Origin of the sequence: Bradyrhizobium sp. SZCCHNR1017 (assembly GCF_032381375.1) — a bacterium.
GTDB lineage: Bacteria > Pseudomonadota > Alphaproteobacteria > Rhizobiales > Xanthobacteraceae > Bradyrhizobium.
Genome location: NZ_JAUHIR010000002.1, coordinates 707,993 through 730,831, shown reverse-complemented (window position 1 = coordinate 730,831; position 22,839 = coordinate 707,993). Strand labels below are relative to the sequence as shown.

Genomic DNA, 22,839 nt, shown 5'->3' with positions numbered 1-22,839 from the left:
AATCCCGATGATCTGCTCTTCCGTAAAGCGGCTGCGCTTCATGCTCTGGTCCTCGTTGGGGCCAGAACGAACTTCAAACTGGATTATCCCCGAGGGGCAAGGTCAACTGCACTCGCTTTCGGGCCCCGCCGTCATTTCATGCCGGCGTCGCTATCACTGTCCCGAAATCGGGTGCCATCTCTGCCCCGCCGCCGCTTCGCTCTGGCGGCGACAATGATCAGAGCTTGCCTTACTCCGGTTTGCATTCAGAACAGGCCAAGCGGCCCTTTCGAAGGGAAGCGGTGATATTGCCCTTGCTTCGACGAACGACATGGCCGTGACTCGTACACCGCCAGGAATACGCCCGTTGCACGCCAGCATACTTCTTATCCATCAGGCGAAGCCCATGCTTCGCGCCCCAACGACGAAGTTCGCTGATATCTAGCTTCCGGTTGCCTGCGCAAGACGGGCACCACGCCCCGCGCCGAATTCGCCATGGTTCTGCGAACCATGTGGGATGACCTGATATCGAGCATTTCCACTCGTGTCGCTCGCTTCCAAGGTACCGCTGTGAGACAAGCTTTCCTTTTCGCGCTGCCGCCATACGTTTCAGCTCGGCGAGTTCGGCTTCAAAGAGCTCATCCTTCGGAAGGCGCGGCTTCCTTTTTAACCCTGCCGCGTTAAGAGACGCTTCAACGCTCGGGAGCAGGTTTTGGGGCGGAAACGGTCGCCGCACGGCCACGACTTCGACCAGCGTCACTCTGTGGGCACGACAAGCCTTGCGCTTCAACGCATCGGTCGCCCGAACCGTGGCCTGACTCTTATGATGCGGCCCCTGATATTCGAACGCGATCGCCAGCTTCTCACAATAACCATCCAGTTCAAGCTTGCGACCTGTCCTCACCGCAAGCCACGCCGGCTTTACCTTGGGAAACCTCGCGCCAAACGTCGCTTCGAATATCTCTCGAACGATCCGCTCCCCTTTCGGACGACAATATGGACACCAGCTTCCGGCGTGAATGAGATTATTGGCATCAGCTTTCCATTCGTGGCCGTTGGCACATTTGACCCAGAGGAGAGTCCCAAGGCCTCGCCACTGTTTGCCCCCCACGATGCACACAATACGTCCGCCGCGCTCAGCAATTCGTGCCTCCACAATCGTGCGTGGTATGGCCGGCTTTGGTGGATAAAGTCTTCTGCGGACCGCGTCGCACTCAGGGCACCAATTGCCCTGATGCACGACGTTCGAAATGGCGGCCGGGAATGGCTTATGAGCTTTGACCTTACATCTCCACAGGACACGCGTATGCGTGGAAGCCGGTGTCGTGGCTAGGCACTTACCGCCAAACCTTTCATGTGCAATTTCGTTTAGCTTGGCGATCGACAGAAATTTGGCCGTCTGCCGCTTCGTATGATCCTCGAATTTGCATTTTGGGCACCACCGCCCATGCCGAAGATTGTCCGGCGTGATCGGGAAGATATGACCTCGTTCACAGCGAACGCGCAACTTTGTTTTCGCAGAGACATAGGCCTTCGACAGCAACGCTCCACCGCGCTTCTCGACAACTGCACGGATCGAATTGAGGAAGGCGTGCTTTTCAGGTCGTGCGTTCCAACCACCATTTTTCCGCGCATGCTCGACAAGGCAGGTCGCACAATTCGGGCTACTTACGTAGCGCGGCGCCAGATGCCCTCTGCGGCACGGCTTACCTGTAAAAAAGCGATCGACCCCAAGACGTAGGGCTTCCGCGCGCGTGGTGGGCAGGTTGCTATAATTTAAAGACGGCATGACGCGTCAGAACTGAACAGCTTGGAGCCCCGCCGCGGATAGAAATTGACATTTGCTTCGCTTGGGAACCCTTCACTAGGGTTTCGACACTCTATATCTAGCTTAATTTTCTCGCTATACTCACCATATTTTGCCTGACGCACGGCTCCAGGAACAACGGATGGATCGCTTAAGTCTGGCGAACAACTGATCTCCGTCTCGCCCGCGCATACATCCCCAATCTGATCAAGAGATCTGGAAGCAACTCTCCTTTCAAATCGGAACCGTAAGGCGCATTCTGAGCAGCCGACTCGTCCCATTCCAATTGCCCCTCAACACGATGCCTCCTCGGCAACCTTTTACTTCCGGCCCCCGCCTTTCTGGCGCCCCAAGCGGCGATCCGGCGACACAAGCCATCGCGTCACTTCGTGGGTATGCCTATCAACTCTATTCCAGCGGATTGGCATGGCTCGACCTTCGGCCGGGACAGGAACTGTATCTTGAGGTTGCTCAGGATTACGCCGTTGCGACCACGGATGCACTACGCGCCGTCCAGGTGAAGGACACTGCGGCCAACGTCACAATCAATTCCGAGGACATCCGCGAAACGCTGGATGCATTCGTTGATCTCGTCGAACGGAATCCGGAACGTGAGATTCACCTTCACTTTCTCTCGACCTGTTCAGTGGGGCGGGAGCAGAAGCTGGAGCATCGCGCCCACGGCGAGCCAACGCTGAATTACTGGCGGCGGGCCGCGGCCGGTGCGGATATACGGCCGTTGCGCGAGGTGCTGGCAAAAGTCGATCTCTCGGAGCGGGTTCGCCGCTTCATCGAAGCACGCGGTGACACGGCCCTCCGCAATGAATTCTTGCGCCGCATCCAATGGGATTGTGGGGCGCAGCCTCTCGAAGGCGTTCAGCGCGAGCTGGAGCAGGGTCTCCTTCGTTATCACGTTGAGCGGTTTCAATCGGCGGCCCGCCGAGACCAGCTCGCCGCGGCCGTCGTACAGCGTGTTCTGTCGACGATCATCCAGGGCGGCCAGCCACGCCTCACCGACGGCGAGCTGCTAGCGCTTGTAACAGATACATCGAATGTTCTCGTCCCGAGGACCGATCTTGAGGCGATGATGCGAGGCCTCGCCGCCGCAATCGGCGGTGGCCAGCAGGGCGCAATGCTGGAGACGGTCGAACTCTCTCGCCTTCTGGAGCCTGAGCGTGACCTTCCTTTTCCGCCGCTTCTCGCCGAACGCAGCGAACTCACACGCAACCTGCTCGATCGGATCCGCCGAAGCGGGACAGCCTTCGTAACGGGCAGCACAGGCTGTGGCAAGACAACCGTCGCGCGCCTCACGACACGCATGCACGAGGCTTCATGGTGTATTCTTGACCTCAGGGAGAATACCCCCGACCAGATCATTCAGCGCCTCGATCTTGCGGCCGGGGCGCTTGGTGCTGCACGCTACCAGGGAATTATCCTCGACGATCTCAACGAGATCGAAGACCCGCACGCCCGAGGGGCTTTGGCGCGGTTCCTTTCCGCTCTACGCCGTCGCGATATGCTCTGCCTAATTACGGCCTACAGCCAACCCTCGAGCCGTGCCCTTTCCGAACTCGGCCTGGACGACACCTCACAGCTCGCCCTTCCCGATCTCTCCCTGGCCGAAATCACAGCCCTAGTGGCAGCGGCGGGCGGTGATGGTGGGAAGTGGTGCGCGGCCGTACAGCGGGCCAGCGCATGGGGTCACCCTCAACTGGTTCAGGCGATTATTTCGGGACTGCGTGCCCGCGGATGGCTCGAAGCAGAACGCACGAGCCTGCTTGCGTTCAGCCCATCTGCCGACATCGAAGCAGAGCGGCGGGCCGCGCGAGGCCGAATATTCTCGATGCTGACGGAAGAGACCAGCGCACTGCTTTACCGAATCAGCATCTTGTTCGGCCGTTTCGACCGAAAACTCGCTCTTTCAGTAGGAGCGATTGAGCCCGCAGTGCCCCAGCCGGGGACCCATCTCGATCAGTTGATTGGCCCGTGGGTCGAGTTAACCGTTCGCGGCGACATGCGCATCTCGCCGCTGCTGCAAAATGCCGGGACGCAGATCCTGACGCCGGCCGAAGCCAAGCGCGTGCACGAAACTGCCGCACAGAACATCTTGGGAGGTCCGACAGTCGACATCGATCGAGCGAACTTTGGCTTTCTGCATGCATTGATTGGCGAACAGGAGTGGCTACTCACACGTCTCGCGTTCAACATCATTACGACATCTGATGAAACACGTCGCCAGCTTTCCGAATGGATGGGCAGCTTACGACAGCACCGGCTGGATCAGAAAATCTATTTGAAGGGTCGGCCGGGCACTCCAATCCTGTTAAGACTTGCACAGTTTCTTCTGATTGCTGAAGGCGGGAAACCGAAGACGATCCGCAACTGCTGGCGCACGCTCCAGGCTGAACTCGCCGAACTCGAGGATGCTGAGGTGCGCGAGCACTTTGAATACATGATTCTGGCGAAAGCCCTCTTCACCCGGGAAGCGATTGCTTTTTTACCAGATCCCGTCGGCCTCATGTTGCGCTTTGCGGTCCTTTCGCAAAAGGACTCTCTGAAGCGCGCCATGTTCGAGCAACGTACGCCATCGGCGGACGGACGCACCCACAGCATTCTCGGAACCTTCTTCATCACTTACGCACTGCGCATTCCGAGTGTGCCGGACTTGCAGCGCGCCTTTGACACCCTCGACGCTGCGTCGCCCACTGACCGCGCCGCGCTCCTGGGTGACGTGTCCAATATGCCGGGAGATGCGGGATATATCGTGAACCATGCTTGGTTGGAGGAAAGCAGGCGTGACACGACCGACTGGCCCGTGCACCTCGAAGCTTACCGGCGCATGGCCGACCAAGCTAGCAGCTGGGGCTATCGCGACTTGGCACTACGCTGCCACATCGCCCGCGGGATAATTCTCGACGAGTATCTCAAAGACCCCAGCGCGGGGTTACAGGCACTCGACGCCGCCGAGGCACTTCTCGGAGATGATCCGGCTCTCGATCGCGCGAGGGCAAAAATATACTTCCGCCGCAAGGACCACGAGGCCGCGCTACAGTTGTTCCGCGACAATGCTGGAAAAATGGAACGGCAGGACCCCGCGGCCCGCAGTTACATGCTCCGCGAGGCGGGCATCAGCGCCGCCGAACTCGGCCAATGGGCCGAAGCACGTGAATGGTTTGCCGCTGCGCGCGAAACAGCGAGTAACGCGACTTCACCCAACATCAAGCTTATGGCCATCGGGCTGCGCGCTGACGAGGCTCTTGCCGCCTACATGGCAGGCGATGTCGTGGCCGCGCTAAACGGGCTTAACGTTGCGCTTGATGAGCTGAGTCCCATTGATCCTGCCAGTTCAGTTGCGGCCGGGTATCGCCATCGCGTAATTGGACACTCGGCCCTATGGCTATTTGGCCAGACTACGGCGACTTCCGTTCAGGTCGGGGACGAACCCACGGCGATGGTGCCAGGCATGTGCAGCAACCCGGAGCCACCCGACGTTAGCGATCTCCCTCGCGGATCTCCGGTGTATGCCCGGTATCTTCTGGTCCAGGCAGAAATCGCAAGTGGTGTCTCGGCGGGCATCGAAAAGGGACTGCGGGACCGCCTTGGTGGCCGAGCCATCCCAGCGATGGACATCCTTGTCCGCGCCACGCGCATGGAATTTCTAATCCGGCAGCTCAATGCTCAAGGATATATTGCGGCGCTACCGTCATGGGTGGATTGCCAGATTTATCTCGACCTCAATCGTGGCGACCTACGGCAGAGCCGGCCAGAGAGCCCCGCCTTTGGGGAGATCCCGCCGGCCACGGCCGAGCAACTCGGATCGGAACGCGCAACCTTCACGGCCGATGATGCAGTATTGAGCTTCGGAATTCTCGCAGCCTTGCAAAATCGCAGGGATAAGCTCAATGATCTCTGCGCGGAAGCAGCAAAGATACCGGTGGGGTACGGTGGACAGGAGATTCTGGCCATAATCGCTAACGGAAATAGCGCGATCCAGGAATTGGCGCCGTTTGTGGCAGTGCAAATACGTCTGGTTGCCGAGCAGCCGACCCTCACACCCGACGAGCTATTCGTAGCGTGTGTTCGCTTTATCCAGTGGGCCAAGAAATCGAACCTCCAAAGGGTACTCACGCCAGCCATCGAAGCCTGGGCGCGAGCAGCGTGGGCTCATGCGATCGAGGAACAGCGGTTCAATTTGCGAAACCCCGCGAGCACCGTATTCCCCATACGCCGGGCGTTGGAATCGCCCGACACCGGCCTAACCTTTCTTGGACGGCTGGTTGTTGCCGCGCAGCCTGCGGTTCACCACAAGCTCGGTGAGGCGTTTCGTCAGTTTCTGCTCTCGCTTTGAAAGACGGGCGACCGTCCGAGCGGCCGGGCCAAGGTTGATCCTACGAAGATTGTCCGCCCAGTTCGCGCTGCACGGACAGCTTCACCTCATTCTGCTTCCAGGCGTTCCCTTTCGATCATCTCGCGCGAGACGACCTTCGCCGGATCGCGCTCGCGGTATCGCCTCGCGAATTCTTCGTCGCTTATGTCGTCGTCACCGTAGTCAGCGTAATCAAGGTGCCTCCAGCCTTCCTGAGAGAGCTCCATGCCATACAAGGGGCCGACAAAGCCGCTCTGCGGAATGATATAGGTCCGCACGAATGTGTTCGCTTCGTAGGCGCGCTTGATGAATTGAGCGCCCGGCGTATTTTCGATGAACCAGGGTTGACGGCCGAAATAACCAAACTGCCTAGCGAGGACGGCATTCAGCCGCTGGAGCGCCGCGAGTGCATCCTCACGCAACGACCGGTAAGTTTCAGGATTAAAGTGAATAGACCGATTGCGAAGCGAACCCAGAGCGAGAAATTCTGCACCGACGCCATCTACCAGAACATTCCAGTCCGTCAGGACAGATACCGCAAAAGGCCAATTATCAAAGGATTCCTTCCTGGCGACCTTTCGATAGTGCGCGGACGCCTTGAAGCTGTCGCGCAAGTCCAGCACAAGATGGTTTAGGATGCGCTCGCCCAGCGCACAGGCGGCAACGAGGGCCGGGTAATGCGCTCCTATAACAAAAGACCGTCGCGCCTGCTGATGAATCTGGTTGTGATACGCAAGTAGGGACATCGACTTCGGTCCAAGATCGATGACGTTCCTGACGACGTCCTCGATGTGCCGCGAACCATACTCCTGTTCAAGACGCTTCATCTGCTGAATGCGGTTCTCTCTATGGGTCTGTTTGATCTGCTCGTCCCAATGCGCCTCGGGCTCCTTGAGGCTCAGCGGCGTTGAGTCGAAATCAAATGAATAGGGATGATAGCGGCGTACGCCACGGTCGGCGAGCCATGCGTGCCCGTCATGATCGTAAACCCCTCGGGGCAAGTCGGCGATTGTTTTCCGCATACCTCGTGGCACCGTCGTCTCATCCATTCCAGAAATATATCAATGGGACCGAATTCCGACGAGAGACATCATTTCCAGCGGCAGATAGGGCCATCCGCTTCGCGGAGATGGGCCCTACTCGCTTCGCTCGCCGAGCCGCCTCCGTCCCGCTTTCGGTCCCCGCCCTCATTTCATGCCGGCGTCGTCATCACTGTCCCGGAATAAGGTGCCTCCTCTAGGCCTGCGCTTGCGCTGCGGGCGGTGATTCATCGGCTTATTTTTATACCAACGCGCGCATCCGCGAACCCTACATGGTTTACCATTCACGATGGTGTCATGCCACGAGGCTAACTCTTCTGAAACAGTGCGTTGATCATTCTACGGCAAACGTTCATCATCAACAGCGTGAACTGCGGATCAAGATGGAGTGCTCCGTGAGTCAACTTGTTCCGCTGCTTCACAACGACATCGAAATAGTTGAGTGGCTTGCTGCCAGGCACTCCCGGCACGTCAAACTCGTTCCGCTCGAGCCATTTATACTTGATGGCGGTATTGAGTAGCGGTGTCAGCTTGGACTGCTTCGATTGCGGTTGCGCAAGCTTCAGTTTATAGCGAAGCGCCATCTCAAGCGTCGTGTAACTTTGGAGCTCCGCCACGGTGGCAAGATCGTAAGCAAACCAAGAATAGAGATAAGCGTAGCGTGCAGCGTTGAAGTGCTGACGAATTTCTAGTGGCACTGACACCACCAATTCAAGCGATGCAATATCGTTGTATAGGTCTTCGATACGAAGCTCGCGAATATGCCCCACACCCTGATCGTGGTACCGGAGATTTCCAAAGCGTGCGTCTGGCTCGAGGATGTGGGCAAGGGGCTTAAGCATCTGCATTCTGTCGGGGACGGTGACGTAGGGCTAACCATATCAACCAGCGGCGTGCATCGACAATACGGCTGGATACGGTACGACAATGTCGGCTCTCGTTCGCCGAACTCCGCAAAGTGGTCTCAGCCCAATTCGGGTGCCTTATCGTCCAGGTTATACGGCGCACAGGCCCGACATGGCCTAGCCGTTTCGCGCTGCCGCCGGCTTGCTTCGACGCTATCCAACAGCAGCAGCCTCAGGAGAGGTAGGCGTTCCGCTATTGGCCCTCTGTTCGCTACAAGGTAGCGGTGGTACCTGAGGGTCGGGCCAACATGTGTTCTGGAATACGCACGCTTTGCAGCAAAGATACGTCTCAAATGCCGCCACATAGCACCAGTCCGTCCGGCGGTCGTGTATCGTTCGATGCGCGCAGTGTTGTGCCGAGCCTGACGCAAAATAGGCCTTCGGGGCGATGCTCGACGATAGAACTGGACTGGTCCCGTGCGCATGTCCAGCGCTCGAACAGGCGACCCAATCATGGCCCATGCACGAGAGAAAAGACGGCCCGTCGACGAGGAAGTGAGGTACGGCACCTGTAACGAGCAGAAATTCCCTGGGGCTGCCAGGAAATGGCCAAAGGAAATTGACGCGCTCCGGGATGGGTTCAGGAACGAGGCCACTTGATGACCCCCGTGTTGGTGTCGAAGGAAATCCCCGAAATACATCGATGTTCGACGCGACGAGGGTAGTTCCCAGCGCGGCAGCCGCTGAACGGAGTAATTGCTCGGCCTTCCCTCCTACACTCGCAAAGTGCGCTTCGAGCTTGTCGGAGTCCGTTGGAACGAACTCGTGGCCTAGCTGGTGATCGGTGACGTGCAGGAGTTCACCGTCCGCCCGCTCCAGAACAAGCGCCGGATTCACAATGATCTGAGGAAATCGATCAAGGACGGCATCGGAGCCCGAAGCCTGCCAAGTTACAACGATTCCATGGAACGCGCGGCGAACGTCGCTCGCCGCAATATAGGCGGAAAGCTGGGTCGGACGGAGCGGAGACGGAATGCTCTTAACGAGGGCATCGTATGCAAGTTGCTTGAATATGTCGTCCGAGGCTAAGACATACTGGTCGGCTTTGAAGACAAGAATGAAGTTTGGATCAATTGTACCGTCATCGATAAAGGCATTGCGGGTGTCTGTGAAAATCACCAGCCACTGGCCGGAAGAAATGGCGACCTTGCTGACAAGGTGCCTGCTTTGAGCTTGAAGGTTGCGAACATAATCCCGCAGCTTCGACAACCACCCAGTCCATTCTGCGGTAGTCGGTGATGTGCCTTGTCCGTCGCGGATGAATGTGAGCGTCCTGGCGAGAAGCGTCTCCGGCGAGACTCGCCTGTTAGCAGCGGAGATGGCGCTAACAGGCGGCTTATCCCAAGCCTTCGCCTCAAAAATCAATATGGGAGTCCGCTGTTGAACGTGGACACCGAGATAGTCGAGAAACAACGTTGTATCGCCCTTGACGCGGGCTTCTTCAACGACGGCTTCGACCTTCCATCCGAGCGCCCTCAGAAGGTGATCCAAAAACTGTATCCGCACCGTATGCTCTAGCGGCGCGTCAAGCTCTTCGCCCGTGAAACCGGCTGGCGCGTTCAGCGCCTGCCGCTGATCCATGTCGGCGACGCGTTTCTCTAACTCTTCCTTGAACCGGGAAAGCTTTTCCGGGCTCATTGCAGAAGCTCCGGAAGCCGGTAAAGAAGCCGTCGTGCCGAGGGCCAACCGGCCTGAATAAACAGATCAAGACACTTGACCAGCGTCTGCCGCCGGTCGGAGTCTTCAAACAATTCGCGGTGGTCAGCGAGAAAGCGGCCGATTAGCGTGACTGCCCGATTTACGCCGAGGCTTTCGAATTGATAGCCGTGGGAGCGGCCCGCACCAAGCAACGCCTGGGCCGACAGCTCGAATATTGCTTCTGGGTCGGCGTCCATCAGGAATTCGAGCAGGTCAATGAGGTAGTGGACTGTGTCGGGCGTCCCGACCGAGGCGACCCGCTCAAGGACTGGCTTGCTCTCTTCCAGAAACTGCCTTCTTGCGTCGATCGACGCGAGGCCCGCGTCTTCCTTATCTCCGCCCCCATCCCTAAAGGCGCCGGACGAGAAGTAAAACTGGTTCAGCAGATGATGAAGAATGCGGGAGGCAGCAATCGTCTCGTCATCTTCCTTCTTAGTATGCACGGTTTTCGCAAGATATGATTCGACAATCTCGGCCGTCCTTTGCGATACCATGTCCGCGAAACGCATCGATTGGCGGCGAATTTCGATGTCTTTTTCCTCGCCGCTGGCAAAGCCAAGGACGACCGCCCCCCGCAGCGTACTCACGGCATGGTCAAGCTCTTCTTTGTTGGCAGCAACATCGCTGAGCCATTCTTCGAGCGTCGCCTTGGCTAAGGGACGCTTATGAGTGATCCATAGAATTGCGATCAGGCTTCCAATTTCTTCCCGCAATTTCTTCCAACCCTCTTCCGCGATGAATCGGGTCCGCAACTGCAAAAGGAAGCCTTCGACACGTTCGGGATCGGCATGAACGAGCCGGCCCAGCACGCCGTTGACGAAAAACGACAGCACCGAAGCATTTGTCTCCTCACCGACAACCGTCTCGCACATAGCCCACATGGCGCCGCGATCCGACACCCATAGCGCATTCAGATATGTTGCAACGGCCATGCGTACCGCCGGGTGCGGGTCGCGCAGAAGCGACTTCAACAGCGGCAAAAGCCGCGCCGTGGCTGCCGAGCTCACACGAGCGAGTTGCATGGCGGCGTGGGCAGTCGACACTCTTGGAGCTGGCGAACCCCAACTCGGGTTGTCCGCGAACTGGGCCTCGGTCTCGGGGCCAAGTTCAGGACCAGCGCTCTTGGCAAATCGTTCAGCCACAAGGCTCAACTCCTCGACCGAAGAGCTATTCTTGGCGAGTTCCCGCTCGAAGATCGGAACCACTGCTTCAAGTGCTTCAGCTCCGATGCCCTCTGCATAAGAGACAACGTCGGCATCAACGCCTTCCGCACGCGCGATGTCATCGGTATAGCGCTTTAGCCGGCTTACGGCAGCGCCGAGGTCGGGAAACGCCTTCGTGCGGTTACTCACCTCGATCTCGGCTTTCAAAGCTTCCGCAATCTTCAACAATGCCGCATTTGGGGGCCGATCTGGGTCGACATCATGCCGCCGCAGCCACCAGTAGGATTCAGGCGAACCCGATGTAACCTCGAAATGGATAGGCCGTTCGTTGTTGTAATCGCGAGCCCGCGTCGGCTCGCTTACCGTTGCAAAAACCCGCGCTTCTTCCGTCTGGAGCCGGTCTCGTCCGATGGCCGTAAAGAGCCGCTTGAGGACGTATTCACGCGCAACCGCTGGATCTTTGGCGTCATTAAATATAAAGCCCAGAGCGCGGTGTTCGAAGGACTGTCGCTCTGTTTCGGGCTGGTTCGAAAATGCGGCCGCAATGAAATCGATCGCGTCCTTTCGCGTATCGCTTGCCCAGAGGAACGGATAGCTCGTCGCAATCGGCCAGAGAAGTGAGCCAAATAATTCGGCCCGCGCCTTTGCGACCATAAATAGCCGTGCCCAGACTATCCCCATCTCGTTCTCGGCGCAGATGATCTGGGCAGCCCCGATCGCATCATCGGCCTTGGCATCCTGCAACCAGGCCGAAAAATCCTGCACCATTTCAAGGGCGTTTTCGCCATGCCGATCGTCGGGATTTGACGCCCAGATATAGCTGTAGTCCTCAAGCAGGCGGCACTCGCTGCCATCCGGTAGCTTGACCGTTATCGTTTCCATCCGCTCCGGAGCGTGATCGCGCAACACGTATCCGTGGAGTGCTTTGACATAGGCCTTGGCGGCAAGCCGCGGCTCGGCAGCGAGAAACTTCGGGAAGAACTCCTTAAGATTATAGTAGGAGAGCTCGAAGTCCTGTTGACGGTTGCTGGTCATCCGCATTATGCGGCTATTGCCGATAGACGTCGTGCTTCGATCCGTGATGCCGCGCGCGAATGCCTTCTCGTAGATTTCCAGAACGAATTCCGGGTCCGACGCGAGGATCGTCCGGAGCTTTTGTGTCATCCAGGGAATGTCATCGTCGGCGTGCGCATCGAATCGTGACGGGTCGAAGAGAGAAGAAAGCAGCTTGCGGGACGCGCCGGGGTCACTCGCGTAGCTATCCGCGACGAAACCAATGGCTTGCGTTGTGAGCTGTTCCTCGGACGCTAAGGAAAAACGTAGAAGCGAGCGCGACGCCAACCCGATCCATACCCACTGTTCGGGTGTTGGCGCTTGCGTGGTCAAGATGAACAGCAAGGTACGCAACGGCCAAGCGACACCGTCGATCTCTTCACCGAGCTCATGGGCCAGCGGACACCACGCGTCCATCGCAACCGGAAGCTTATCTTCCGCATGAACCGAAAGGGAACCGACGACATGATTTAGCGCCGTGCGTGCAAGGTCTTTCCCATCGCCACTGGTGCGGAGCAACCCGACAAGTCCGGCAAAATCCTCGGCGCTGACCGGCAGCTCGCTTGCTACGCGTGCCGCGATGCTGCGGGAAACAGGGTCGATATCGGAGCGGCCGACGCTTACGAGAATAGCATTCCAGAACGCTACCCGATCTGGCCCAGAGCTCTCCCAAAGTTCGTTCAAGGCAAAGATCAAGGCTGGCCCCAGCATCAAGCCAAGGGCACGGTTGCCGCTAAGCACATCGGCAAGTGCCTGCGGATTGAGGAGGTCAAGGTAAACCTTGCTCGCAGCGTAATCGAAGAGGATGTGGTGCCGGAATGCGATGTAGCGCTCGCCAACCACCGGAATGAGGACGCTTTCGCTAAGTAGCTTTTCGAGTACGCCGGCATGCTGTTTGGCGATCGGGATGCGATCGACTTGTAGCGACCGCGTCTCGACCATGCCGTGAACAACGTCGCTTAAACACGCGCTGGCGGCCAGGCCATAGCGATCCACGCGATGCGACCAATATAGCTCTAATAGTTGGGATTGAGTGCCAACTTCACTGAATGCATCCGGGCGCAAGCCGTCCGTCACCAGATCTGCAAGAAGCCTCGTATTAAAGGGTGTTCGAGCAAGGTCCAGAAGCCTCGTTCCGCCTGCTTTAGCCGCTTGGTCTATTGCTGGCGCGAGCGAAAGCAATTGTTGTAGCTCGACGTCATCCCACAGAGGGATGTGGACATGCCGGACGCTCTGGAACGCCTTATCGAGGAACGTTGCATCCGGCGGCCGTCCGGCAAACAGCGCCACGAATTGCTTTCCCATTCGAAGATCAAAGCTGCGGATGGAGGCAACCACGCGCCAGCGCTGACCCGGCATTTTAACAACTTCGGAAATGAGCCAGCGAATAATAGCCTCGCTCTTACCTCCGCGTGTGGCGTCCAATGCGTCGATAAACAGGAAGGCCGGTTCGTTTCCTGGCCAGTTCGCCAGAACATCAAGAATACGTTTGGAAAGGCCGAGCTGGTGGTTCAATCCTTCGATCGATTCCACGGGCAGGCGGTCGACTGCCAGCTCAATAACTTCACGGCCGGCCTGCTTGAGGCGTGTCGCCGCGGTGCTCATCACCGCGCTTTTTCCGGCCCCCGGGTCTCCCACAAGTAACAAGGACGCGTCCATGGCCGCAGCAAGAACGGCGTTTACGCATTTTCGGTCGATCTTAATAATTTGTGCCCCGAGGCGGGTTTCCTCGAGATGTTCGAGATGTCTGCGCGTCTCGTCGCTGTAGCCGCGCAATCGCTCGACATCGGTGCGATAGCTAGGCGGCGCCTTGAGCCGGATAGATCCCGCTATTCGCGTCCGCAGGCCGGTGGCGTCGACGCCAAGACGCTTTACGCTGAGAGAGGTGAAGATGTCACGGAGCAGCCCGAAGGCGCCGTCGGCATCACTTTGCTGTTCTGCAAGACCCTGCATGGTATGCGCGACGAGCGATTGATCCGCGCCATCGAAGTCAAAAACAAGAACATCAATCAACCGAGTAAGAGCTGTTACGTCGGCCTCGGTCGGCGCGCTGGCGGAGCTGGTAAGCCAGACCTCGCCAATCGTCTTAGCCAGACGGTCGAACGCAGCTTGCTGGTTCTGAGGTAAGGGGGCACTTGCCTGCGCGCGCTTGGCCTCCAGCGCGCGCTTCAAGTCCGTCTTAACGCTGTTCGATGAAGCCGGACCGACTGCGAGCACCAACCGGTCGCGAACATGATCGAGCGGCCTGTTCCAGTTCCGGTCGCCAGAACCCGAAGCGCAGACGAGCCATTGTCGAACAAATTGTTCAACGGTCTTCCCAAAAGGACTTTCGGAACCCGGTGTAAGATCGACGCGGGTCTTGGCTTGGATGAAGATAAAACCGCCGGCACTCGTTTCCACGAGAATGTCGTCAACGGGCGCCTCGGTCTCCATACGAACAATGACCGGAACGCCCGGCGTCATATCGGGAAAACGATCGATGTTCTTCTCGGCGAGCATGGCAGCGCCGAAATAGCTGGCGACGCCTGACTCGAACAGCACGCCCGAGGAGGTGGCATTTCCGCCACCGCCGGCGAGCAAAGAATCTGGTTTTGAATCTGTCATTTCTGCCATTTGCCCCCGTGGGTTGAGACTACTCCGGACTCGCCCCATGTGAAAGCCTCGTCGACCCGTAACGCGGCAGTTAAACCACTATATTCGCACATGTTTTGTCGAAATACTCGACGCCCCCAAGGCTCCAAGGTGCCGCCGCGAGGAGTTGCAGGAGCGCGTCTAATCTTTCTGCGCCCACTATAACCGCCTCTCAGGGTGCACCGCCGCTATTTGAGAAACTTCGATCGTCTAGCAGTTTCTTGTGCACGGCTCAGGACATCAAAGGCACACGGATTACGCGCGCCACCAGCAGCGCGACCCTCTTCTCATTGATGTCATGTCCAAATTTGCGCGCGATGATCACCGAGATCTTCTGGACAAGATCTCAGCGGCGATCCAGCCACGCACAGTCTGCATCCGTGAAGACGAGGCTCGTGTCCTTCGGACCTCTTCCCCGCGGAAAGCGCGAGGTTTTCCTACCCCCCGATAAGCCGCGCCACAAGCTCACCGACTTTCTTCTTCGAAAAAGACATGTTGTACTCGCCGGGCTTTCTCTCGATCATCTCCACGGCAGGCTGGCGCGGTAGATTTTGAACCAATTTCCACACTCGTCTTCAGTCACGCCCTTTAGGCGGAATTGCTTGCCAAAGCCATGAGACGTTCCATAACTGCGCAGTTCGGTCCGCAAAACGCCGGTTCATGACCGATGGCACACCGGTTGCTCAATTCGCTTCTTCAATCCACCGGACTATGCATAGCTAGAATGGGCCAGAATCACCTTGAATTAACCGAACGCACTATTCCCAAGGCGGCTTTTCCTTTGCATCTTGTGATCGCGTTTGGCGACTTCTACGCCGTTTCCGGCGAGGCTTGATTTGCTTTCGTTGTTCCGAGACACGCTCCCACACCGTACCCCGAGAGTTTGAGCGGGTTTCGACGTTGGAAATTGGCCTGCGTACGGCGAGCGCGGCGTCAATCTTCATGTTCGCAAACTGCAGATCACGAATGACGAGATCATACACTCGGTCGAGAAGCGATCCGAATCCTGCTCCGCCTTCGCTCAGTGAAACCTCGAAGCGCTTCAGTTCTTTCGCCAAGCGCTCGTGCCTATGAGTCGCTTTGTGGCCTGCGAGCAGGCGCAGTTCGTAGAGCGAAAACAGACGCTCAATCGGCTGCTCTGGCTCGGTTCCATCCCGCTGGAGCCGCTGCCAGATTTCTTTACCCAGCCGTGACAACTCAAGGCCATTCTGCTCCGCAAGCTGTGCCATGCAAACGAGCGCGTCGAGCAACTTTAGCCCTCGCAGCTTTTCAACGGCCTCCGACGGCACGCCCAGTGCCAATACTACCAAACGCAGGCTCTTCTCGGATAAGCCCTCTATGACGAGCTTGGTGAGGGTCATGCAACGATCGAGGAACGCGTCTTCTGTTAGCGTCAGCGGAACATGCCGCGCAATAGGCTCAATATTCTCGAGGGTCCACCAACCGTGATATTCGAGCGCCTTCCTTCTCAGGCCGACGAAATCCTCCGGCAGCAGGCCCACCAAATTTATTGCTTCGGCAAGACGGGAGAGGCTCTCGCCCAGAGAGACAAACCCAAACACTAACTTCTCCGCCCGCGCGCCAATATTGGCCTCCGTCGCCATGCGCGCCAGCGCGGCCTCCGATGGGCGTACAACGGCATGGCGATGCCAATCCCTCGTAATGTGCGGGGGACATCCCTCATAGAGCTTCTTTAGCTCCAGCCTAATGAGGTTCCGCCCGACTCGATCGCAGAAACCGACGCTCCACTGCGTACCAAAACCAACCGAGCCGTGCTTTGGATTGACGCGAAACTCGGATCTCCCTTCATATCCGCCGAGCACAGCATCGCTAACGTAGACCACATCGCTTACGCTCATACCCATCGCCATAGCGTCCGTCACGGGCTCCGCGTAGCCCGGCCAGATCAGGCCATCCCTTTCTAGTGCGTTTTCCGAAATCGGCAGAGACCCCGGCTCTGCGATCACCCGCGCTCCCCAGACTTGCGCCGAAATAGCACCCTTATCTTCCCAAGAGCGCCGCAGCGCGTACCGACGGTCTAACAGATCAATATTCACTCCTTCGGTACCTGCAAGTCTGGTCTCGATTGCTCCGTCCGTGCGGCCCCAGCGCATTTCCCAGTAGGTTTGAACCAATGCCATCTGACGCAGAGTGAGATAGTCCTGAAGGTAATCTCTCCGCACGGTGACACTCGCAGGCGTCCCAGATGGAAATTCCCAGACGGAGGGAGCGGAGACGCTCGCGATATCATAGACAGGCGCCGTTGGATCGTCCCAGCGGGTCTCCCCGTTGCCGAGATGCCGGGGCACAAGCCCGTAGGTCATTGCGAAGCCGGGATCGAGTTGGAGAACGGTCTTGTTGTGTGACCTCCAGCTCAGGACAAGCGGCTCGTAAGAGCGCCTGGGCGGACCTTCTACCTCGATCCAAAATTTCGGCATGTAGGGATGAGTGAGGCTTGCCGACGGATGGGGACCACTTCTCTCAACGCCATACTCGAATCGCGCGAGATTTTTCCTCACCTCAGGCAATTCCGCTACAGGAATCAGCGCCGAGAAAACATGACGATGCCCGGTATGCGGCGCAGCGTCGAAGCTACGGATTTCCGCCACCAGCACATCTGCGTCCGCCCATGGGTCAATATCTCGAACGTGCCCTAACGGTTTTGGCCACCAGTTTTCTCCTGTCTTTTTCTCGTCTTTGGTCATGCGCGCATCCATCACCCCTTCTTCACTTCGATCTTTCGGAGTTCTGCAATGTACTCTGCTGGCGCCTGGATCCACTCAGCGCCTGAGACGATCCTCGCGAGATAATGTGGATGGGGAAGCGGGTTTGGTTCGATGCGCTCGCACACGACGTAAGTTTGCGCTGGTGTTTGGGCAGCCGGATCACCCTCCTTGTTGACCCTTACCTCAATGCGCTCATAGGCGTTCTTGGCCCGCTTGGGATTATAACCTTCTAATCTATCGAGCGACGGGATGTCCGCGTCGGCAATTTCAAACAGAGCACCCCATACGTGCGCTCCTTTGTCGGGCAGGACATCCGCGACACCACACCCTGGCCAGTTCGTGACCGATTCTCTGGTGAAGGCGAGCCGATAATCATCGAGCCTTGCCTTCCCTAACAATCGGGCGGAGGGACAACGTTTTTCTATTTGGGCCGCGTGCATGTTGGAACCGTAAGCGAAATAGAGCATTGCGTTGGGCTCCCAGGAGAGTCGTGACGATTGCTCTACTATGGCCAAGGCCTCTTTTCGACGCCAGCATGACTTTCACAGTTCAAAATGAAACAGCAGATTGGCTACACGCCCTCTAGCTATTTATCGGACTGCCTCGATGGCATGGCCATGTGCCTTGTCCTGAGTGGCCGTAAATATCACTTTTGCTTCGATCGAAGATTCATGTTCACGCGGCTGCAAGAGCAGCGTACGGCGTCGGGATTCCCACGCGGGGTGATATAAAGCCAAGTGTCGCAGCTATTGCACCGAAAGCAACCGAGCAGCTCGCGGAAGGCCGCCACAACCGGTTCAAAATCCTTCCGCGAGAAGTTGGCCCACTCATTGTAGTGAACCGCTTTGTTCACGGCCCACTGCTCGACGTTGACCGCTCCATTGCACGTAGAAAGTAACTTTTTCCGCTCGAGCCCCGCCTCCTTCTCCGAGGTCTTTCCCCAGGATTGTGCCGCTTCCACAGCTTTCCCGCACAGTTCTCTCAGGCGGACAAGGACGCTAGGCAACAGGTCGCCAAGTTCATAATTGCCGTCCGATCTAAAAACAGGACTGGCGCCAAGGCTGTCTGCGAGACGGCGCGCCACGTATTCAAGATGCCGGCGAAGCGTCCCCGCAGCATCCGACACCTTGTTTCTGGCAAGTGAGGCCGCGATGTCCTGCCAAACGTCGATATTGGATTCCACGAGCGGTCCCGTTTCGACCGTCCATCCGTGGAACGAAAGGGATGTCTTGGTCGAGACAAGTCCCGCATATCGCATCTGCTCCGCCCACAGGCGATCGTGCGTGGTGATGATAAACTGAGTGTTCGGGAACTGCGTCTTGAGCAACTTGCAGAACTGGTATCGATGGCCAGAGTCGACCGACATCACCACGTCATCCAGCAACGCCAGCGTAAACGAATCGCCGTATAAGCGCTTCATTAGGGCAAGATACAGGCAAACTCCCATGCCATCCTGATGGCCTTCGCTGTGGAACGCCGCAGGCGGAAATAGCCCGCGCTCGTAGAAGTTCACCGCGAAATCCAGCTTGCCGGCGCTGGGCGACAGCTTGGCCGTGAACTTCTCTTCATCGCCCTCGTTTATCAAACGGTAGAAGGTACTGAAATCCTCCTGCACATCCTGATAAAGCGCGTCGAGTTCTGTCTCCATTACGGTGCAGTACGTGTCGTACGTCACCTTGGCTGCCTGACTTGCCGATTCGGCGCGCTGCTTTCGGCGCATCGCTTCACGATAGTCATCAAGCCGGAGCTGCGCTGTAGAAAGAAAGGTTTGCGCGTCGAGAGTCGCCGTTTGGTCAGGCTTGGACTCCACCAGCGATATGAGTGATGCAAGTGTTTCAGCAAAATTTTTCGGAACCGCAGCCCAGCCCGAAGACAACCGTGGCTTCAGGCCAAGAAGACCATCCGTCTTCGTCAGCTCCGATCGTAACTGCTCAAGGTCTTTGCCCCAAGTCTCGATCGCCGAGCGGCTGGCGCCATGATCTTGTGCCGCGGCAATTCGATAGCCTGCAACAAGAAGCTCCCGCAAGCGGGCGCATTCGCGCGCAAGGTCACTGCCAGCGGTGTTCAGCGCGGCTTGCAGCTTCGCGGCCTCTTCGGACTTGGCAAGCTTTGCGGCAAGATGCTCGCGGAGGTGATCTTCGTCTGGCCACGGATGGTCGCATAGAGGACAGAGAGGACCATCGACCAGATCCAGGCCTCGTTCGACAAGGCCGCGGTGGTTGAGCGCACTCAACAATGTGGGATCGGATTCCAGACCCGACAGTGCCCCAAGAATTGCGTCGGCCGCCTTCTGGCCGACCTCCGGCAATCCTGGCACCGCTGCGAGAAGGGCGTTCAAATCGCGAAGTGCCGATTGCTTGTTGAATTCGGCGTTGGTTTTGCCTGGGTCCATGAGACCCTGATCCAGTCGCGTTTCCGCCGTGAGCTTGGCGATCTCGGGCAGGTTTAGGATTTTCCGCCGCGCGTTTACAGCCGCAAGTATTTCTTCCGGCCTGAACTCCGCGATGTTGAGATGGCGCGCGAGCGTGTTGCGGCTCGATTCCGCCTGCCCTTCTGCGCCTTTCAATGCTGTCTGAAGCCGGTTGCATGCCGTGTTGAGCGCAGACCGCGTCTGGCCCACAGCATCCAGTTTCAGAATAGTCTGGATTTCCTCGGATCGCTTTGCCGGTTCAACAAGGATCAGCCGGAGGATTTCACGTCGCGACAGCGTAATTTCTGGATGCGATGCAATCTCATCGAACGCGGCCTTAATGTCGGGGTCTTTGGGAGTGATAACCGGCTTCTTTGGCGCCGAGACCTTCCGGGTGATCTTCGCCGATTTCTTGAGATCCGGAAAATACACCTCAAGCGTCACGAAAGCGACGTCAGGGAATTTCGTCTTGTCAACGTGCGGGCCATGCTCCCCCACGGACAGGTCTTTGGTGCCGGGTCCAGTCAAGCGTCCGATCTGGCCGGTCAACCCGAATTCGATCGCGTCGATGACACCGCTCTTCCCCGATCCATTAGGACCCGAGATCGCAAACGTAGCCTGGTTCAACGGAATATCGAGTTTGCGGATGCCGCGGACTTCCTCGATATGGGCAGCGATGATCTTAATCACGCGACCTCGCCATCGTCGCTGGAAAATAGCTCAATGAGCTCGTCGGGCCGGAGCTTGTTGTCCGCTTTCAGCAGCCCACGCAAGGCTTCAATTTTCTTCTCAGCAAGGGTCTTTTTGCTGGCCAGTTCAGCAATGAGTTTCTCAACGATCCTGTCGTGAATGGTCGCCATGCTTGTCTCTGTCGGCGGTCAGACCGCCTCACCAACCGCCGAGTTAAAGAAATCTGTTACCTTTCCACACATTCAACCTCGCATTGTGGCCAACTACTACGAAACTTAACAAGACCCCGGCCGGCCATCTGCGTAAAAAATAGGACAATTCAGGTGAGCCGGCGCACTTCGAACCGACGGTTGGTGGCATTTTGCCCCGTCACTTGGAGCACACCGCCGTACCTCTCCCCGCCCTCATACACGATCGGAAATACCTTGGTTCGATAAAGTCGCCTGCCCATACGCCGCGACGAGCCTTCGAGGCCTCGTCCTGCGCGCCGCGGTACTTCCCCTTCGAATAGTAGGCGTATTCGATCGCGAAGGCCCCGTCGCACCAGCCAGTCGCCGATGTCGAGGTTCGATGCCATGCAGACCGCGACCGTTCGCCCGTATTGATCCACGTCACGCGCGGCACAGGAGAGGGTCTTGCCTTCGAGGAATTCGGCAAGCGCGTTCGCTGCGACCTACCCACAGCGATAGTCCTTCCCGCCGGCATCGTGGCACAATTGCGCAGTCTCCGGCGCGTCGATGCCGAATAGACGGATACGGTTGCCGTGTATCTCGATCGTATCCCCGTCGATGACCGAGGCGCGGCCGACGAGATCGCCACCGCAGGCAGGGACCGCGAATGCCAGAAGCGATGCTAGGACCAGGAAGATCGTTCGACTCATCCTCCGATTAGCAGCCAATCATCCACCGGAAGCAAGATCGTTCGGGGGCATCCGGCTTCGCCGGAAACGGGCTCTATTCGCTTCGCTCACCGAGCCGCCTAAATGATTTTTGAATGGGGCCCCTCGTGCGGAGCCTCCGCGCGGATGCTTGCACCCCGCTACGCCGAAGAGGGCTGTCCATTGGTTTTCAAGCGCGGGCTTGCGCCCAGCGCCGAAAACCAAAACTCAAGAAAGGAAGCCCCACATGAAACTGTTACTCAATGAGCAACGCGCCGAACTGCTGGCAAACGGACGTACCAACAACGAGCGCCGCGTCAAAGGCCTCGACGAGCAAGACTTCAACCCCGTCGTCAAGCTCTTCTGCCCATGGGGAGCGGCGACATTGCTTCTCTCGGAACTCGACCCCGAGGACGAGGATATCGCCTTCGGCCTCTGCGACCTTGGCATGGGCTGCCCGGAATTAGGCTCCGTTCGTATCAGCGAGATTATATCCGTCACCAGCCCCGGCGGGCTTCGCATCGAACGCGACATTCACTTCAAGGCGGACAAACCGCTTTCGGCCTACGCCGAGGAAGCCCGCCTCCATCAGCGCATCGTCGCCTGAGGTGGCCCATGCCGAACTTCCTCAACCTCGTCTGCCCCCGCTGCGGGGCAGACGACCGCCTCGAGATCGCCTCGCATCTCTGGCTGCGCGTCACCGAAACCGGCACCCAAGCCGACCTCACGGGGACCTATGAGTATCATCCGCAAAGCCCGGCCATCTGCACCGGCTGCGGCTTTATTGGAATCCTCCGCCAGTTCGAGCGTGCGGACGACAAGCCGGGAGCCGCGTCATGAAAGCCGCGTCGCCTCGTCAAATGGATTTTGAAACGCTGCTCGCCGAGACAGACCGCGTCAACGCAAACCGCGTCCTCGCACGCGAGACGGCCCATCTTCCCGCGACGATGGACGAGGCCGTGCCGTTCTTCCGCGGGCTGATCGACCGGCACCACGCAGCCATGCTCGCCGCGGATGCCTCGTCCGCCATGGCGATACGCTCGGAGGCCGAACAGCTCGCCACGAAGCTCAACGGCTTCGAGCCCGGCTATCTCGCCGACGACGACGCCCCCGGATGCGTGCTCGACCGGAAAACCCGTGCGCGCAAGGGGAAGGTCCCGCTATGGGGCCAGAGCGGCGCGTTCGAGGTCACGGTTCAAGCGGACGAAATGCCACGTACCATTTCGGCGGGTGAGGAAGTCAGGCATGACTCACCCCCACGTTGGACGCAATGTTGTACGTTTTGTTGGCGTCTCGGGTAGCCACGTTCGTGCTCCGGTCCGGAAAGTTCCGGTAGAGCGTACCGCCCACATCGCGCGGATTGGGGGGAATAATTGGTAATTTCAAGTTTTTGCCTCCGGTTGGAGGCTCTAGGTCGGCTCTGACGCTCTATAAATGTGGAGGTTCTCCCCTCCGCCATTCTTTTCAAACGAGCAATCAGTGGCGCTCCCTAGG

The 22,839-nt window shown here is 58.1% G+C and carries 14 protein-coding genes; 4 read left to right on the top strand and 10 right to left on the bottom strand.

The genetic code is table 11. The annotated features are described in order from the left end of the window. Positions 1–229: 229 nt before the first annotated feature. Entirely contained in the window at positions 230–1,768 is a 1,539-nt protein-coding gene (locus tag QW863_RS08885; RefSeq protein WP_315767599.1) for a hypothetical protein, read from the bottom strand. 439 nt (positions 1,769–2,207) lie between these two features. Here QW863_RS08885 and QW863_RS08880 point away from each other — a divergent pair, with 439 nt between their 5' ends. Beyond that, positions 2,208–6,134, top strand: coding sequence for a hypothetical protein (locus tag QW863_RS08880; RefSeq protein ID WP_315767597.1), 3,927 nt, complete (start codon positions 2,208–2,210; stop codon positions 6,132–6,134). A gap of 86 nt (positions 6,135–6,220) precedes the next feature. On the opposite strand, the gene QW863_RS08875 is transcribed toward QW863_RS08880, so the two are convergent. The 9 genes from QW863_RS08875 to QW863_RS08835 all read right to left on the bottom strand — a co-directional run bounded on the left by QW863_RS08875 (position 6,221) and on the right by QW863_RS08835 (position 21,348). Continuing rightward, positions 6,221–7,201 carry a hypothetical protein gene (locus QW863_RS08875; protein ID WP_315767595.1) on the bottom strand — a complete coding sequence of 327 codons (981 nt, stop codon included), beginning with the start codon at positions 7,199–7,201 and terminating at the stop codon, positions 6,221–6,223. A gap of 299 nt (positions 7,202–7,500) precedes the next feature. Next, positions 7,501–8,034 (bottom strand): hypothetical protein, encoded by a 534-nt coding sequence (locus QW863_RS08870; protein WP_315767593.1) that lies wholly within the window; start codon positions 8,032–8,034, stop codon positions 7,501–7,503. 216 nt (positions 8,035–8,250) lie between these two features. Further along, entirely contained in the window at positions 8,251–9,735 is a 1,485-nt protein-coding gene (locus QW863_RS08865; protein WP_315767591.1) for a hypothetical protein, read from the bottom strand. Then, positions 9,732–14,624: a hypothetical protein gene (locus QW863_RS08860; RefSeq protein WP_315767589.1), complete on the bottom strand. Its 4,893-nt coding sequence runs from the start codon at positions 14,622–14,624 to the stop codon at positions 9,732–9,734. The genes QW863_RS08865 and QW863_RS08860 overlap by 4 nt, the downstream gene beginning before the upstream one ends. 776 nt (positions 14,625–15,400) lie before the next feature. Then, a complete protein-coding gene (locus QW863_RS08855) occupies positions 15,401–17,347 on the bottom strand; it encodes a hypothetical protein (protein WP_315767587.1) in 1,947 nt (648 codons plus the stop codon). 11 nt (positions 17,348–17,358) lie between these two features. After that, positions 17,359–17,835 (bottom strand): gamma-glutamylcyclotransferase family protein, encoded by a 477-nt coding sequence (locus tag QW863_RS08850; protein WP_315767585.1) that lies wholly within the window; start codon positions 17,833–17,835, stop codon positions 17,359–17,361. A 179-nt stretch (positions 17,836–18,014) separates the two neighbouring features. Continuing rightward, the gene (locus QW863_RS08845) at positions 18,015–20,468 is read right to left on the bottom strand and encodes an ATP-binding protein (RefSeq protein WP_315767583.1); all 2,454 of its coding nucleotides are present in this window, start codon (positions 20,466–20,468) and stop codon (positions 18,015–18,017) included. Next, complete coding sequence (locus QW863_RS08840; RefSeq protein ID WP_315767581.1) at positions 20,465–20,638, bottom strand: hypothetical protein; 174 nt, start codon at positions 20,636–20,638, stop codon at positions 20,465–20,467. The genes QW863_RS08845 and QW863_RS08840 overlap by 4 nt, the downstream gene beginning before the upstream one ends. Before the next feature lie 503 nt (positions 20,639–21,141). Beyond that, complete coding sequence (locus QW863_RS08835; RefSeq protein ID WP_315767579.1) at positions 21,142–21,348, bottom strand: thermonuclease family protein; 207 nt, start codon at positions 21,346–21,348, stop codon at positions 21,142–21,144. Between the two features lie 244 nt (positions 21,349–21,592). Here QW863_RS08835 and QW863_RS08830 point away from each other — a divergent pair, with 244 nt between their 5' ends. Genes QW863_RS08830 through QW863_RS08820 form a run of 3 tightly spaced genes read left to right on the top strand, consistent with a single transcriptional unit; the run spans position 21,593 to position 22,646 of the window. Next, positions 21,593–21,952 (top strand): DUF2958 domain-containing protein, encoded by a 360-nt coding sequence (locus tag QW863_RS08830; RefSeq protein ID WP_315767577.1) that lies wholly within the window; start codon positions 21,593–21,595, stop codon positions 21,950–21,952. An 8-nt stretch (positions 21,953–21,960) separates the two neighbouring features. Next, complete coding sequence (locus tag QW863_RS08825; protein WP_315767575.1) at positions 21,961–22,185, top strand: hypothetical protein; 225 nt, start codon at positions 21,961–21,963, stop codon at positions 22,183–22,185. Beyond that, positions 22,182–22,646 (top strand): hypothetical protein, encoded by a 465-nt coding sequence (locus tag QW863_RS08820; protein WP_315767574.1) that lies wholly within the window; start codon positions 22,182–22,184, stop codon positions 22,644–22,646. The genes QW863_RS08825 and QW863_RS08820 overlap by 4 nt, the downstream gene beginning before the upstream one ends. Positions 22,647–22,839 lie beyond the last annotated feature (193 nt).